This is a genomic window from Streptomyces sp. A18 (assembly GCF_059026065.1).
Window position 1 is genome coordinate 377,866 of record NZ_JBWLKL010000001.1, and the last position, 15,390, is coordinate 393,255.

At 69.3% G+C, this 15,390-nt stretch carries 12 protein-coding genes and 1 pseudogene; 9 read left to right on the forward strand and 4 right to left on the reverse strand.

Going from position 1 to position 15,390, the window contains the following annotated elements; genetic code table 11:
• Nucleotides 1-337: 337 nt before the first annotated feature.
• Nucleotides 338-4,213: a GH92 family glycosyl hydrolase gene (locus tag AC5P1C_RS01720; protein WP_493863826.1), complete on the forward strand. Its 3,876-nt coding sequence runs from the start codon at nt 338-340 to the stop codon at nt 4,211-4,213.
• On the opposite strand, the pseudogene AC5P1C_RS01725 reads toward AC5P1C_RS01720, so the two are convergent.
• Nucleotides 4,156-4,329, reverse strand: a pseudogene (locus tag AC5P1C_RS01725) (ATP-binding protein); the annotation flags it as partial. The gene AC5P1C_RS01720 and the pseudogene AC5P1C_RS01725 overlap by 58 nt on opposite strands.
• An 835-nt stretch (nt 4,330-5,164) precedes the next feature.
• Between AC5P1C_RS01725 and AC5P1C_RS01730 the strand changes: the two are divergent.
• The 7 genes from AC5P1C_RS01730 to AC5P1C_RS01760 all read left to right on the forward strand — a co-directional run bounded on the left by AC5P1C_RS01730 (nt 5,165) and on the right by AC5P1C_RS01760 (nt 9,939).
• On the forward strand, nt 5,165-5,428 hold the full coding sequence (locus AC5P1C_RS01730) for a hypothetical protein (protein WP_493863827.1): 264 nt from the start codon (nt 5,165-5,167) through the stop codon (nt 5,426-5,428).
• 598 nt (nt 5,429-6,026) lie between these two features.
• A complete protein-coding gene (locus AC5P1C_RS01735; RefSeq protein ID WP_493863828.1) occupies nt 6,027-7,373 on the forward strand; it encodes an MFS transporter in 1,347 nt (448 codons plus the stop codon).
• Between the two features lie 4 nt (nt 7,374-7,377).
• The gene (locus AC5P1C_RS01740; protein ID WP_493863829.1) at nt 7,378-7,659 is read left to right on the forward strand and encodes a DUF6597 domain-containing transcriptional factor; all 282 of its coding nucleotides are present in this window, start codon (nt 7,378-7,380) and stop codon (nt 7,657-7,659) included.
• Between the two features lie 21 nt (nt 7,660-7,680).
• Nucleotides 7,681-8,220 (forward strand): helix-turn-helix domain-containing protein, encoded by a 540-nt coding sequence (locus AC5P1C_RS01745; protein ID WP_493863830.1) that lies wholly within the window; start codon nt 7,681-7,683, stop codon nt 8,218-8,220.
• A gap of 75 nt (nt 8,221-8,295) precedes the next feature.
• On the forward strand, nt 8,296-8,907 hold the full coding sequence (locus AC5P1C_RS01750; RefSeq protein WP_493863831.1) for a dihydrofolate reductase family protein: 612 nt from the start codon (nt 8,296-8,298) through the stop codon (nt 8,905-8,907).
• A 25-nt stretch (nt 8,908-8,932) separates the two neighbouring features.
• A complete protein-coding gene (locus AC5P1C_RS01755) occupies nt 8,933-9,442 on the forward strand; it encodes a pyridoxamine 5'-phosphate oxidase family protein (RefSeq protein ID WP_493863832.1) in 510 nt (169 codons plus the stop codon).
• Between the two features lie 107 nt (nt 9,443-9,549).
• Nucleotides 9,550-9,939 (forward strand): VOC family protein, encoded by a 390-nt coding sequence (locus AC5P1C_RS01760; RefSeq protein ID WP_493863833.1) that lies wholly within the window; start codon nt 9,550-9,552, stop codon nt 9,937-9,939.
• Nucleotides 9,940-10,070: 131 nt separating this feature from the next.
• On the opposite strand, the gene acnA is transcribed toward AC5P1C_RS01760, so the two are convergent.
• Both acnA and AC5P1C_RS01770 read right to left on the reverse strand, forming a co-directional pair.
• Nucleotides 10,071-12,785, reverse strand: coding sequence for an aconitate hydratase AcnA (acnA, locus tag AC5P1C_RS01765; protein WP_493863834.1), 2,715 nt, complete (start codon nt 12,783-12,785; stop codon nt 10,071-10,073).
• A 187-nt stretch (nt 12,786-12,972) separates the two neighbouring features.
• Nucleotides 12,973-13,911, reverse strand: coding sequence for a sigma-70 family RNA polymerase sigma factor (locus AC5P1C_RS01770; protein ID WP_493863835.1), 939 nt, complete (start codon nt 13,909-13,911; stop codon nt 12,973-12,975).
• A gap of 87 nt (nt 13,912-13,998) precedes the next feature.
• Here AC5P1C_RS01770 and AC5P1C_RS01775 point away from each other — a divergent pair, with 87 nt between their 5' ends.
• Nucleotides 13,999-14,256: a hypothetical protein gene (locus AC5P1C_RS01775; protein ID WP_493863836.1), complete on the forward strand. Its 258-nt coding sequence runs from the start codon at nt 13,999-14,001 to the stop codon at nt 14,254-14,256.
• Here AC5P1C_RS01775 and AC5P1C_RS01780 read toward each other — a convergent pair.
• Nucleotides 14,238-15,245 (reverse strand): LacI family DNA-binding transcriptional regulator, encoded by a 1,008-nt coding sequence (locus AC5P1C_RS01780; RefSeq protein WP_493863837.1) that lies wholly within the window; start codon nt 15,243-15,245, stop codon nt 14,238-14,240. The two genes, AC5P1C_RS01775 and AC5P1C_RS01780, sit on opposite strands and share 19 nt — an antisense overlap.
• Between the last annotated feature and the right edge of the window lie 145 nt (nt 15,246-15,390).

A 15,390-nucleotide genomic window follows, 5' to 3' on the forward strand; every position in this document is an offset into this window, starting at 1 on the left:
GCAGTCTTTCCCGAGTTGAGACCTCGCGGAGATGTGGACTGGTTCGTTCACGGCGTGAGCAAATCCGACCCGACGTGTCGACGGTGTTTCCTTGAGGTTTGCGGGTGTTTGACACCCACCGCCTCGCCCACCGATCTTGCCTCCCCCTTCCTTGCTCCTCGTTGGACTTTCCCCTCACTCCCCTTGGACTTTCCCCCTGACCCCCCGGACGCCACCGTTCCCTTCCCACTCCCGCCGACCCTTCCAACAGCCTTGACACCACCCGCCACTTGGCGCCCTACTGGACCTTGCGCAGCCATGTGACAACGTTGTCCAACTCTCAGGGAGGGGCTCGGGGATGCCGCACAGATCACGCAGACCTCGCTTCAGACACCACCGTTCGGCCGCGGTCCTCGGAGCGGCCGCGTTCACGCTGGTCGTGACGGCGCAGGGCGCAGCCGTCGCCAAGCCGGAGGAACCGCCCAAGGTCGACAAGGAGTTCGTCTCCTCCTTCGAGGAGGGCGAAGCCCAGCCCGACTGGCTGAACACCGTGGAGACCGGCCCCGACGGCAAGAAGCGGACCGCCGGCGTCAACGGCGCGTTCAGTTCAGGAATACCCGGAAGTGTGAACGACCACGTCACGGAGGTCCGCGCCAGCGGCGAGAACTCCGGCAGCGGCGAGGTCAAGGAGAACCTGATCGACGGTGAGCCCACCAGCAAGTGGCTCACCTTCGCGGCGACCGGCTGGGTCGAGTTCGACCTCGACGAGCCCGCCAAGGCCGTGACGTACGCACTCACATCGGCGAACGACCACGACGAGCGCGACCCCAAGGACTGGACCCTCCAGGGCTCCACGGACGGCAAGGACTGGAAGGTCCTCGACACCCGCAAGGGCGAGGCGTTCGACAAGCGTCACCAGACCAAGAAGTACGACTTCGAGAACTCCACCGCGTACGCGCACTACCGCCTGGAGGTCACCGCCAACAACGGCGCGTCCGACGCCCTCCAGCTCTCCGACGTCCAGCTCTCCGTCGGCGGCAGCGAGACACCCGCGCCCGAGGACATGCTCTCCCTGGTGGACCGCGGCCCCAGCGGCTCCCCGACCGCGAAGTCGGGCGCCGGGTTCACCGGAAAGCGTGCGCTGCGCTACGCGGGCACCCACAAGGTGGACGACCGCGGCTACTCGTACAACAAGGTCTTCGACGTGAACGTCGCGGTGCGGCGCGACACCGAGCTGTCGTACCGCGTCTTCCCGTCCATGGCGGAGGGCGACCTCGACTACGACGCCACGAACGTGTCCATGGACCTGGCCTTCACCGACGGCACCTATCTGAGTGACCTCAAGGCCATGGACCAGCACGGCTTCCCGCTGACCCCGCAGGGTCAGGGCGCCGCGAAGGGTCTCTACGTCAACCAGTGGAACAACGTGGAGGCGCGGATCGGGCAGGTCGCGCGCGGCAAGACCGTCGACCGGGTGCTCGTCGCGTACGACTCCCCCAAGGGCCCGGCGAAGTTCCGCGGCTGGGTGGACGACGTGTCCCTGAAGGAGAAGGCCCCGGCGAAGCCGAAGGCCCACCCCTCGGACTACGCGGACACCACCCGCGGCACCAACTCCAGCGGCGCGTTCTCGCGCGGCAACACCTTCCCCGCGACAGCCGTGCCACACGGGTTCAACTTCTGGACGCCGGTGACCAACGCCGGCTCCCTGAGCTGGCTCTACGACTACGCGCGCGGCAACAACGCGGACAACCTGCCGACGATCCAGGCGTTCAGCGCGAGCCACGAGCCGAGCCCGTGGATGGGTGACCGGCAGACGTTCCAGATGATGCCGTCGGTCGACAAGGACACCCCGTCGGCGTCCCGCACCAAGCGCGCGCTGCCCTTCAAGCACGAGAAGGAGACGGCACGCCCGCACTACTACGGCGTGACGTTCGAGAACGGTCTCAAGGCCGAGATGGCCCCGACCGACCACGCGGCGATGATGAAGTTCACCTATCCCGGTGACGACGCGAGCGTCATCTTCGACAACGTCTCGGAGAAGGGCGGCCTCACCCTCGACGAGGAGAAGGGGATCGTCAGCGGCTTCTCGGACGTCAAGTCCGGGCTCTCCACCGGCGCCACCCGCCTCTTCGTGTACGGGACCTTCGACTCGCCCGTCACCGCGGGCGGCAAGCTCGACGGCGGGGGAGGCGGCGACGTCACCGGCTACCTGCGCTTCAAGGCCGGCAAGGACCGCACGGTCAACCTGCGCCTGGCGACCTCGCTCATCAGCCTCGACCAGGCCAAGGCCAACCTGGACCGCGAGATCCCGCCCGGCACCTCCTTCGACCGCGTGAAGGACCGCGCGCAGAAGAGCTGGGACGACATCCTCGGCAAGGTCGAGGTGGAAGGCGCGAGCGAGGGCCAGCGGACCACGCTCTACTCCAGCCTGTACCGCCTGTACCTCTACCCGAACTCGGGCTTCGAGAAGGTCACGAAGGACGGCAAGTCGAAGTACCAGTACGCCTCGCCCTTCTCGCCGCAGACGGGTCCGGACACCCCGACCCACACCGGCGCGAAGATCGTCGACGGCAAGCCGTACGTGAACAACGGCTTCTGGGACACCTATCGCACGACCTGGCCGGCCTATTCGCTCCTCACGCCGAATAAGGCGGGTGAGCTGGTCGACGGCTTCGTCCAGCAGTACAAGGACGGCGGCTGGACGTCGCGGTGGTCCTCGCCCGGATACGCGGACCTGATGACGGGCACCTCGTCGGACGTGGCGTTCGCCGACGCGTACGTCAAGGGCGTGGACTTCGACGCCGAGGACGCGTACGACGCCGCCGTGAAGAACGCGACGGTCGTACCGCCGAGCAAGGGCGTCGGCCGCAAGGGAATGGAGACCTCTCCCTTCCTCGGCTACACCCCCAGCGAGACCCACGAGGGCCTCTCCTGGGCCCTTGAGGGATACCTGAACGACTACGGCATCTCGCGCATGGGCCAGGCCCTCTTCAAGAAGACGGGCGAGAAGCGCTACAAGGAGGAGTCGGAGTACTTCCTCAACCGCGCCCAGGACTACGTGAAGCTCTTCGACGACAAGGCGGCAGGCGGCGGAACCGCCCCGGGCTTCTTCCAGGGCAAGGACAAGAAGGGCGAGTGGCGCGTCCCGTCCGAGAAGTTCGACCCGCGCGTGTGGGGCCACGACTACACGGAGACGAACGCCTGGGGCTACGCCTTCACCGCTCCCCAGGACTCGCGCGGCCTCGCCAATCTGTACGGCGGCCGCAAGGGCCTCGGCGACAAGCTGGACACGTACTTCAACACTCCGGAGACCGGGTCCGCCGAGTTCGCGGGCTCCTACGGAGGCGTGATCCACGAGATGACCGAGGCACGCGACGTACGCATGGGCATGTACGGGCACTCCAACCAGGTCGCCCACCACGCCGCGTACATGTACGACGCGGCCGGTGAGCCCTCCAAGACGCAGGAGAAGGTCCGCGAGGTCCTCTCCCGCCTCTACACGGGCAGCGAGATCGGGCAGGGCTACCACGGCGACGAGGACAACGGCGAGCAGTCGGCCTGGTACCTCTTCTCCTCGCTCGGCTTCTATCCGCTGGTCATGGGCAGCGGCGAATACGCCATCGGCTCCCCGCAGTTCACCAAGATGACCGTGCACCTGGACGGCGGACGCGACCTGGTCGTCAAGGCGCCGAAGAACAGCGCGAAGAACATCTACGTCCAGGGCCTGAAGGTCAACGGCAAGAAGTGGACCTCAACCGCACTCCCCCACAAGGAGATCGCCCGCGGCGGTGTCCTGGAGTTCGACATGGGTCCGAAGCCGTCGGCGTGGGGCACGGGCAAGAACTCCCAGCCCGCGTCCGTCACGCAGGACGACAAGGTGCCGTCGCCGCGCGGTGACGCCATCAAGGGTGACGGCGCGCTCTTCGACAACACCTCGGACACGGACGCCACTTCGGAGTCCGGTTCGGTGGAGCTGCCGGTCGCCAAGGAGACCAAGGCCGTGCAGTACACCCTGACGTCGTCGTCCGACAAAGCGAAGGCGCCGAAGGGCTGGGTGCTCCAGGGCTCGATCGACGGCGAGAAGTGGAAGGAGCTGGACAAGCGGTCCGGGCAGTCCTTCGCCTGGGACAAGCAGACGCGGGCGTTCACCGTGGATGATCCCGGCACTTACCGGCACTACCGCCTGGTCCTGGACGGGTCGTCGACGCTGGCGGAGGTGGAACTGCTCGGCTGACGGGACTCAGTCCTCAGCCCGAACTCGCACCACACGATTTTGCCGGGGTCGCGCTCCATGACCCCCCACGTGCCGGCCAAGGCTGCAACCAGCAGCAGGCCGCGCCCCGACTCGTCGGTATCTTCCCCTTCACCGACGAGTCGGGGCCAACCGGCTCATCGCGTGCCCGCAAGGGCGGCAGCTTCGGGTTGGCCGGGAGCCTTGATGCTCGCCGGGGCCGCCCGGTACTCCGAAGTGTGGCGGTTCCGGCGGCCCTGTAAAGGGCGCTCCGCTGCGCTACGCGTCGGCTGCGCCGATTCCGCTCCGCTCCACCCTTGACAGGCCCACCTCCACCGCAGGAAGCCTTGTGACCGGGCTGCCAGGAAGGGGACGTATGGGGGGATGGGCTGTTCGGTCTCCTGCCACCTGCGGACTGGTTCTTCTGGAGTGGGCGTCACGCGGTGAGGGGGCCGTCCGGCAAGCGGGGAAGTTTCGGTGGCGGTGTCGGGTGTCGTGCCGTCTGCGGACTGGTTCGTCGCGGCATGCCGTCAGGCTGAAGGGGTGCGCGGTTGGTCCGGGAGGCGGCGCCGGTCTCGTCAGGCGTTTGCTGACCGGATCTTGGCGGCCCCGTCGCGCGCCACGCGGTCGAGGGGCGGCCCGAATCTCAATAACTACTTCACCGAAGCAGGTCCCCCTACCCGGAAGGCGATCCCGCCAGGCGCCGATAAAGGGGAGACGACTGAAACGTGTGTGACTGCCGTGACCTCGCGGCACCCTCTCCACCTCGCCATAACGGACATCTCCGGCATCAGAGAGGCCAATTCGGAGCGAACTGCTGGAAATTTCCACGGATTGGAGCATGAGGAGGCGTGTCGTGGAATTTTTCTGCGATCTACCATCTGCCATCCGGCTTCCGGCCATCCGCCAGGCGGTTCCCGACCGGCCGACCCGCCGACCGACGAGGGCCGCCCCGTGACCGAACGCCGCTCCGTGACCGAGCCCCGCATGGGCATGGACCGGCCCGCACCCGGCAACACCCGACACCCCGACACCCCGACACCCCGAGACCACCTGCCGCCACCCACCACCCACCGCCTGCCGCCTGCCGCCTGCCGCCTGCCGCCACCCACCACCCACCGCCTGCCGCCACCCGCCACCCGCCACCCGCCACCCGCCACCCGCCACCCGCCACCGGACGGTCCCCGCTTGCCGGACGGCGGTCTCCTCACCGAGTGACGCCCACCACGGAAGAACCAGTCCGCAGATGGCAGGAGACCGAACACCCCATCCACCTCCCCCATACGCCCCCTTTCCGGGCCGCCCGCTCGGCGTTCACCTGCGGTGGAGGGTCGGGTGTCAAGGGTGGAGCGGAGCGGAATCGGCGCAGCCGACGCGACGCAGGAGCGCCCTTTACACCCGGCCCGGAACCGCCAACCTCCGATAAGGCGGGCGGCCCCGGTCGCCCCCAACGCCACCGGCCACCCAAAGCTCCGCCCCCATGCGCCCGTCATGCGCAGGAGTCGGGCCGCCACCCCGGGGCCGCAGCTCCCGGCCCTCACCACCACCGCGGACCACTACCTCGGTCCACCACCACGGATCACCACGACGGTCCACCACCGCGGTCCACCACGACGGACACCACCACGGACCACCACCACACACCGCCAAGGAAATCGAGTGCGCCCAAGCCCCCGGCCGACTACAGTCGCCGCCGTGTCCGTGACCAAGTAACTCCAGGTGCCCCACCCGCCCCGCGGGTCCGGCACGGAAGCGTCCTGTCTTCCTCCGCCCCCGCCGGTTGACGGCCCGGGGCCGACCTGGAGTGGCCGTACACGTGAACACCTTTCCCCGGCGCACGCTCACGCTCGCCCTTCTCTCCCTCCTCCAGTTCCTCATCGCGATCGACGTCACCGTCGTGAACGTCGCTCTCCCCGCCATCGGGGAGCGCTTCGACGCGGGGCCGGCCTCCCTGTCCTGGGTGGTCACCGGCTACACCCTCGTCGGCGGCGGCCTGCTGCTGCTCGGCGGGCGGCTCACCGATCTGCTCGGCAGGCGGGGGATGTTCCTGCTCGGCGCCGCGCTCTTCGCACTCGCCTCGCTCGCGGCGGGGCTCGCGCCGAACCTGGAGACGCTGATCGCCGCCCGATTCGCGCAGGGCGCGGGCGAGGCCCTCGCCTCACCGGCCGCGATGTCACTGATCGCGCTGCTCTTCCCCGGCCCCGAGGAGCGCGCCAAGGCGCTCGGGATCTGGGGCGCGATCTCCGCGGGCGGGCTCGTCGTCGGCGTACTGCTCTCCGGCGTGATCGTCCAACTCCTCGACTGGCGCTGGATCTTCGGCATCAACGTGCCGCTCGCGGCGGCCGTCATCGCGATCACGCCCACGTTGGTGCGGGCGGACGGTCCGCGCGCGTCAGGCCGTCGGCTCGACCTGCTCGGCGCCGCGCTCCTGACGGGCGGCCCCATCACTCTCGTGTACGGCGTCCTGCGGGGCTCGGTGGCGGCGATGCTCGCCGGAGCGGCGCTCCTGACCGCCTTCGTGCTCGTCGAGGCGCGTACGAAGAGTCCGCTCGTGCCGCTCTCCTTCTTCGCGCACCGCGCCCGAGCGGTCGCGAACGCGGCGACGGTCCCGCTCAGCGCGGGCCTCTCCACGAGCTTCTTCCTGCTCACCCTCTACATGCAGGACGTCGTCGAACTCTCGCCGCTCCAGGCCGGGTCGGCGTACCTGCCGTTCTGCGCCGCGCTGTTGGCGGCGATCTTCCTGACGTCCCGTCTGATCGGAGCGGTCGGTACGAGGTACACCGCGCTACTCGGCCTGCTCCTCACGGCGGCCGGGCTCGGCTGGCTGGCGCGGCTGCCGGACCAGGGCGGCTTCTGGGTCGACGTGCTGCCGGGCATGATCGGCGTGGCGGCCGGGATGGGCATCGGGCTGCTCTCCCTCCAGAACGCGGCCCTCTCCGACGTCACCGAGGACGACGCGGGCACGGCCTCCGGCGTCCAGCGCTCGGTGGACCAGCTCGGCGGCTCGCTCGGACTCGCGGTGCTTGTGGGTGCGGTGGTCGGTGGCGGCACGGCCCAAGGGGCGGACTACCGGGCCGCGTTCGGGTGGGCCGCGCTCGGGGTGCTCGTCGCGGCGGCGGGCGTGGCGCTGATGCGCGAACGGAGCCTTCGTCGGCCACACTGAATCCATGGAATACGTCGGCCGGGTGCCCGCCCCGCCGCTCGACCGGTTCATCGACGACATCTACTGCCTGACCGGGGTGCCGCGCCACACCCGGATCAATGTCCCGCCGATGCCGTCGGCGCATCTGTTCCTCAACCTGGGTGACCCCGCCCGCCTGTGGGACTCCGACCCGTCGGTGCCGCCGGCCGAGTTCACTGATGGGTGGTTCATGGGCGTATGGACCAGACGTTTCCTCGTCGAGTACCCCGCACAGGTGCGGCTTGTCGGGGTGCACTTCAAGCCCTGAGGGCTTTCACAGTTCGTCGGCATGCCGGCGATCGAGCTGCGGGACCGATGGGTGCCGGTCGACGCCGTCTGGCAACGGTCCTTGGACCGGATTCGCAACCAGGTCGGCGACGTCGCATCGGCCACCGAGACGCTGCGGGTGCTGGAGAGGGAGCTGCGATCGCGACTTGCCGGGACACCGTCGCGCGGTCTCGAGCTGGTCCTGCACACAGCCGGGCGTCTGGCAACGTCCCACGGCGCGCTCCCGGTCGGTGCGCTCGCGGACACCGCCGGCGTGAGCGGCAACCACCTGGCCACGCAGTTCAAGTCTCACGTCGGGGTCACCCCGAAGCGGGTGGCGCGGATCTACCGCTTCGCGCGGCTGATCCTCTCCGTGGACGCCTTGCGCCCGGTCGACTGGTCGGAGCTCGCCCATGCGGCGGGCTACTTCGACCGGGCCCATTTCAGCAGGGAGTTCAAGGACTTCACCGGCCATACGCCGACGGAGTACCTGGCCCTGCGGCGCCGGTACCCGGCCGAGCGGGGCTTCCCGCCGGACGCGGGTCCGATGCCCGCCGATTGATTTCTTACAAGCGCCGTGGCTCCGGTCTGCGACAGGATCCGGTGCGACAGCGCGAGGAGAGTTCGAGGAGAACCTGTGGGCACGGTCATCATGCACAACGTGGTGTCGCTCGACGGCTTCATCGCCGACAAGAACGACGATGTCGGGCCGCTCCATGATTGGTACTTCAACGGGGACACCCCGATCACCGAAGGCGGCGACCAGGGTTACGACCATTCCGGAGCCGGAAGCGGCTTCAAGGTCTCAAGAGCGTCGGCGGAGTACGTCCGGCCGATGTGGGAGGCGATCGGCACGATCGTGATGGGCCGCCGCCTCTTCGACCTGGTGAACGGCTGGGAGGGGCAGCCGCCCGCGGGCGACCACGTGGTCGTGGTGTCCCACCGGCCCAAACCCGATGGCTGGCACCCCGAGGCTTCGTACCATTTCGTCGACGACGTGCGGGCCGCGGTCGACGAGGCCCAGGAGCTCGCCGGGGAGCGGACCGTCGCGGTGAACGCCGGCGATGTGGGGAGCCAGATCCTCGCGGCCGGCCTCGTGGACGAGGTGGCGATGGACGTGGTGCCGGTGGTGTTCGGGTCGGGCAAACGCTACTTCGCCGGCATCCATGGGCAGCTTCTGCTGGAGGACCCCCACGTGGTCGTCCAGGGCGACGGGGTGCTGCACCTGAGGTTCAATGTGCGCCGATAGCCCCGGACGGGAAGGAGTTCGCGCCATGACACACGACGACGACCTGGTGGCCCATGCGCGGGCCGTCACCGACGCCAATCTCTACCTGGTCCTGGGCACGACCGATCCGGACGGCCGCCCGTGGACCTCCCCGGTCTACTTCGCCCCGGGAAGCGACCGGGAGTTCTACTGGCTCTCCGCCACTGACGCCGAGCACTCCCGCCACCTCGCCGAGCGCCCGCAGGTGAGCATCGTCGTCTTCGACTCCACTGTCGCGCCGTACCACGGCCGCGCAGTGTACGCGGCCGGGGAGGCGCGCGAGCTGTCGGGCAGCGACATCGACCGCGCGCTGGAGGCCTATCCCCGGCGGGATGGCGGGGGCGGCGTCACGCCTTTCACCCAGCAGGAGGTGAGCGCGCCCGCCCCTTACCGGCTCTACCGGGCGACGGCGTCGGACCTGTGGGTCCTGTGTCCCCGGGAACCCCGGCAACCGTGCCCGCTCCACGGCCTCGCCAAGGACCACCGGGCCCGCGTTCCGGTCATCGGCGGGAAATAGCTCGACACCGCGATGTCGCCGTGCCTAAGATCCACGACGACATCGCGTGTCGGTCACCGGCTGGGTGAGGCATGGAGGTGTCGGGAGATGCCTTCTGGAGGCATTCCTTGTCAGTCGAGCTGAACCACACGATCATCCACGCCCGGGACAACCGGGAGTCCGCCGAGTTCTTCACGGACCTGCTGAGCCTGAAGATCACCTCGGAGTGGGGCCCGTTCATCGCGGTGGAACTGAGCAACTCCGTCACCCTGGACTTCGCCACCATCCCCGCGGACAAGATCACCCCGCAGCACTACGCGTTCCTGATCTCCGAGGCGGAGTTCGAGGCGGCGTACGAAAAGATCAGGGCACGCGGCATCGACCACTGGGCGGACCCGCACCAGAAGCTGCCGGGCGAGATCAACACGAACGACGGCGGGCGGGGGGTCTACTTCCTGGACCCGTCGCAGCACGCCATGGAACTGATCACGACCCCGTACGGCGGCTGGCCCCTTTAGGGACGCGATGCTGTGACATGTGCGGCTCCGCCGCATGGGCGCGACAAGCCCCCGCGAGCCGCAGACAACACACGAGGGCCGCACCCCCGACACATCGGGGGTGCGGCCCTCAACTACTGCGTGCGCAAAGCCTACTTGCGGATCAGGCTGCGCAGCACGTACTGCATGATGCCGCCGTTGCGGTAGTAGTCCGCCTCACCGGGAGTGTCGATGCGGACGACCGCGTCGAACTCCACGCCCGTGTCGGTCGTGACCTTCACCGTGCTCGGCGTACGGCCCTCGTTCAGCTCGGTCACGCCGGTGAAGGAGAAGGTCTCCTCGCCGGTCAGGCCGAGGGACTCGGCCGACAGGCCCTCCGGGAACTGGAGCGGCAGGACGCCCATGCCGATGAGGTTCGAGCGGTGGATGCGCTCGTACGACTCGGCGATGACGGCCTTGACGCCGAGGAGCGCGGTGCCCTTGGCGGCCCAGTCACGGGACGAGCCCGAGCCGTACTCCTTGCCCGCGAGGATCGCGAGGGGGGTGCCGGCCGCCTGGTAGTTCTGCGAGGCGTCGTAGATGAAGGAGACGGGGGCGTCTTCCTTGGTGAAGTCGCGGGTGAAGCCGCCCTCGGTGCCCGGCGCGATCTGGTTGCGCAGGCGGATGTTGGCGAACGTGCCGCGGATCATGACCTCGTGGTTGCCTCGGCGCGAGCCGTAGGAGTTGAAGTCGCGACGCTCGACGCCGTGCTCCGTGAGGTACTTGCCGGCCGGGGTGTCGGCCTTGATCGCACCGGCCGGGGAGATGTGGTCGGTGGTGACCGAGTCACCCAGCTTGGCCAGGACGCGGGCGCCCGTGATGTCGGAGACCGGGGTGGTCTCCATCGTCATGCCCTCGAAGTAAGGGGGCTTACGGACGTACGTCGACTGCGGGTCCCACTCGAAGGTGTTGCCGGTCGGGATCGAGAGCGCCTGCCACTGGGCGTCGCCCGCGAAGACGTCCTGGTAGGACTTGTTGAACATGTCCTCGCCGATGGAGTTGGCGACGACGTCGTTCACCTCGGCCTCGGAGGGCCAGATGTCCTTCAGGTAGACGGGGTTGCCGTCCTGGTCCGCGCCGAGCGCGTCCTTGGTGATGTCGACCTTCATCGACCCCGCGAGGGCGTACGCGACGACCAGCGGCGGGGACGCCAGGTAGTTCATCTTGACGTCGGGGTTGATGCGGCCCTCGAAGTTCCGGTTGCCGGAGAGCACCGAGGTCACGGCGAGGTCGTGGTCGTTGACCGCCTTGGAGACCTCCTCGGGCAGCGGGCCCGAGTTGCCGATGCAGGTGGTGCAGCCGTAGCCGACGAGGTTGAAGCCGACCTTGTCGAGGTAGGGGGTGAGCCCCGCCTTGTCGAAGTAGTCGGTGACGACCTTGGAGCCCGGGGCGAGGGTGGTCTTGACCCACGGCTTGCGGGTCAGGCCCTTCTCCACGGCCTTCTTCGCGACGAGCGCGGCGGCGACCATGACGTACGGGTTCGAGGTGTTGGTGCAGGACGTGATCGCGGCGACCGTGACGGCGCCGTGGTCGATCTCGTACGTCGATCCGTCGGGGGCGGTGACGGTGGTCGGACGCGAGGGCACGCCGTTCGAGGAGGCCGGGGCGTCGGAGGCCGGGAAGGACTCCTTGCCCGCCTCGTCGTCGTCCTCGACGTAGTTGCGTACGTCGAGCGCGAACTGCTGCGCGGCGTTGGCGAGGACGATGCGGTCCTGCGGGCGCTTCGGGCCTGCGATGGAGGGGACGACCGTGGAGAGGTCGAGCTCCAGCTTCTCGGAGAAGTCGGGCTCGGCGGCCGGGTCGAGCCAGAGGCCCTGCTCCTTGGCGTACGCCTCGACGAGCGCGACCTGCTGCGCGTCACGGCCGGTCAGGCGGAGGTACTTCAGCGTCTCGTCGTCGATCGGGAAGATCGCGGCGGTGGAGCCGAACTCCGGCGACATGTTGCCGATGGTGGCGCGGTTGGCGAGGGAGGTGGCGGCGACGCCCTCTCCGTAGAACTCGACGAACTTGCCGACGACGCCGTGCTTGCGCAGCATCTCGGTGATCGTGAGGACGAGGTCCGTGGCGGTGGTGCCCGCGGGCAGCTCACCGGTCAGCTTGAAGCCGACGACGCGCGGGATGAGCATGGAGACCGGCTGGCCCAGCATCGCGGCCTCGGCCTCGATGCCGCCGACGCCCCAGCCCAGGACGCCCAGGCCGTTGACCATCGTGGTGTGCGAGTCGGTACCGACCAGCGTGTCGGGGTAGGCCTGACCGTTTCGGGTCATGACCGTGCGGGCCAGCTTCTCGATGTTGACCTGGTGGACGATGCCGGTGCCCGGGGGGACGACCTTGAAGTCGTCGAACGCGGTCTGGCCCCAGCGCAGGAACTGGTAGCGCTCCTTGTTGCGGCCGTACTCCAGCTCGACGTTCTGGCCGAAGGCGTCCGCCGTGCCGAACTTGTCGGCGATGACGGAGTGGTCGATGACCAGCTCGGCCGGGGAGAGCGGGTTGACCTTGTCCGCGTCGCCGCCGAGCTCCTTGACGGCCTCACGCATGGTGGCGAGGTCGACGACGCAGGGCACGCCGGTGAAGTCCTGCATGATCACGCGAGCCGGCGTGAACTGGATCTCCTGCGAGGGCTGGGCCTGGGAGTCCCAGGAGCCGATCGCACGGATGTGGTCGGCGGTGATGTTCGCGCCGTCCTCGGTGCGGAGCAGGTTCTCCAGCAACACCTTCAGGCTGTAAGGGAGGCGCTCGGAGCCCTCGACCTTGTCCAGCTTGAAGATCTCGTACGACTCGTCGCCCACGCGCAGCGTGCTGCGGGCGTCGAAGCTGTTCGCCGACACGACAGTCTCCTTCATATATGTGCGCGTTTCCGTCACATCCTGCCGCCACGACTCCTCGTCGATCCGCTAAGGTAAGGCTTAGTTAGGTAACCCTTACCGTGTGGCGGCTTCTGGTGCGCCTCGGCAGATATCTCGATGTCGAGATAACTCTAGTACATGCCCCGGCGTGACGACGAAGTGCGCCCGCTCACAGTTCGGCATGCCCTCCTTCGGGTGTGCCCGCTACGGACGTGCCGGGCACCTCGTCGAGCACGGCCACATCGAGCGCCCGCAGCCGCGCGGGGTCGGCGACGACCTCGTACGCGGCGACCCGCCCGTCCTCGACGCCGATGACCAGAGCCAGGAGCAGCCTGCCCCGCGGCGCCACGACGAGGCCCACCGCGCCGCCGACGAGCGCGGGCTCCGCGAAGCGGGCGTTGCGCTTGAGCAGGACCGTCTCGTCCGCCACGGCCCGTGCGCCGCGGATCACCGCGGCGTTGCCCTTCGGCAGCGCGGAGAGGTCGGCCGTGCGGACGACGTCGGGCGCGAGGACCGTGAGCAGGGCCTCCAGGTCACCGGTGCGGGCGGCCGCGAGAAAGGTCTCCACGACACGCCGGTGCTCCGTGAGCACCGGGGCGGCGAGCGCCTCGGGCGGGACCCGCACCTTGTGGCGGGCGCGGCTCGCGAGCTTCTTCGTGGCGACCGGGGTGCGCTCCACGACGGGCGCGATCTGGTCGAAGGGCACGGCGAACAGGTCGTGCAGCACGAAGGCCACCCGCTCGGCGGGTCCCAGCGTGTCGAGCACCACGAGCAGCGCGCGGCCCACCGAGTCGGCGAGGAGCACCTCCTCCTCCGGGTCCCCGCTCTCGCCGGGCTGCGAGACCCGTTCGGGCAACCGCTCGCCCGCCGGTTCCTCGTGGCGCTTCGCGGCGGAGCGCAGCATGTCGAGGCAGAGGCGGGACACGACCGTGCGGAGCCAGCCGGTGAGGTTCTCGATCTCGTCGGCGTCGGTGCGGCTGAGGCGCAGCCAGGCCTCCTGGACGGCGTCGTCGGCATCGCTGAGCGAACCGAGCATCCGGTAGGCGACACCCCGCAGATGGCCCCGGTGCGCCTCGAAACGGTCCGCGAGCATCTCTTGCCCGTTCATCGGTCACCTTTCCCCGTCGTACGCCGTCACCTTCGCGTCCCTCACGGCAGAGCCGCCGTGACAGTAAACGCCGCGAAGGAGAACGCGATGACCGCAGGGGACATCGAGGCGACCGTCGCCGCCGCGCGGCGGCGGGCGCGCGGCGGGCCGGCTTCGACAGGGAGTCCGCGAACGCCCTCCTGGACGCCGGGTTCGCCGACGCCGTGTCCTTCGCCACCCACTGCATCGCCAACCCCCGACCTGGTCGACCGGTTCGCCCTGGGCCGGGAGTTGGCGGCCGGTGACCCCGCCACGTACTACATGGGCGGCGCGGAGGGATACGTCGCCTATCCGGCCGCGGTCTGAGCACGTGACGACGCGCGCACGAGGAGCCCTGCCGGAACGACGACCGCGCCCGGCTCCGCCGCGCCGCCGCCCTCGATCAGGTCGACGAGGAGGGCGACGGCGGCGCGGGCCGTGCGCTCCGGGTCGAGGGTCACCGTGGTGACGGGCGGCTCGGTCTCCGCGTACGCGGGGTCCTCGCTCGCGCAGACGAGCAGCAGATCCTCCGGGACACGCAGGCCGTGCCGGGCCGCGGCGGCGAGGAGTTGGCGGCCACCTGGGTCGTAGACGGCGTGGACGGCGTCGATCCGTCCGCTCACCACCTCTCGTCCCAGGACCTCGTCGAAGGCGTGACCTTCGTCGTCGTACGCGTCGAAGGGGACCACCAGCGGGGACATCGCGTGCTCGGCGCACCAAGCGACGTACGTCTTGGTCACCACGCGCGCGTAGTGCTCGTCGCCGTCGCCCGCCTGGAGCGCGACGCGGGTCGCGCCGGAGGCGGTGAGGTGGTCGAGGACCTCGCGGGTGGTCGCCTCATGGTCGTTGTCGACCCAGTGGTCGCCGGGGCGCGGGTCGCCGGGGACGCCGTCGAAGACGAGCGGGACGCCGCGGGCCCGTAGCGCGTGGACCATGGGGTCCCCGCGCGGGCTGTCCATGATCAGCATTCCGTCGACGGCGAGGCCGTGCCAGGTGTCTTCCGTGACGCGGTCGGCGGGAAGCGTGGTGAGGGCGTAGCCGCGGGTGTGCGCGGCGGTGGTGGCCGCGGTGATCGCCCGGGAGAAGTAGGCGACCTCGGTGTAGCTCCAGGCTCTGGGGTACGTGGTGACGGCGATGCCGATGGTTCTTGTTCCGGCAGCCGCGCCGTACCCCAGGGCGGTGGCGGTTTCCCGTACCCGGCGGCGCGTCGAGTCGCCCACGCGGCCCGTGCCGTTCAGGGCGTGCGAGACCGTCGCGGTCGATACCTCCGCTGCGCGGGCTATGTCGGCGAGGGTTGGCCTTGGCACGGGGCTCATCGTACGGATTCCGTCGTGGCCGGTGGGTTCTGGTTAACGGGTTACGCGGCAAGTCTTTGTGCCGCCGCTTCGCGGCGGATCTCTTCCGCCCACCCACCCAAGCACTCCGCGACACATCGTCAGTGTGTCCGGGGCCGACCGTACC

Coding starts and splice junctions, on each gene's coding strand:
- AC5P1C_RS01720 (WP_493863826.1), top strand. CDS start 338: ATGCCGCACAGATCACGCAGACCTCGCTTCAGACACCACCGTTCGGCC.
- AC5P1C_RS01740 (WP_493863829.1), top strand. CDS start 7,378: ATGGAATACGTCGGCCGGGTGCCCGCCCCGCCGCTCGACCGGTTCATC.
- AC5P1C_RS01745 (WP_493863830.1), top strand. CDS start 7,681: ATGCCGGCGATCGAGCTGCGGGACCGATGGGTGCCGGTCGACGCCGTC.
- AC5P1C_RS01755 (WP_493863832.1), top strand. CDS start 8,933: ATGACACACGACGACGACCTGGTGGCCCATGCGCGGGCCGTCACCGAC.
- AC5P1C_RS01770 (WP_493863835.1), bottom strand. CDS start 13,911: ATGAACGGGCAAGAGATGCTCGCGGACCGTTTCGAGGCGCACCGGGGC.
- AC5P1C_RS01775 (WP_493863836.1), top strand. CDS start 13,999: ATGACCGCAGGGGACATCGAGGCGACCGTCGCCGCCGCGCGGCGGCGG.
- AC5P1C_RS01780 (WP_493863837.1), bottom strand. CDS start 15,245: ATGAGCCCCGTGCCAAGGCCAACCCTCGCCGACATAGCCCGCGCAGCG.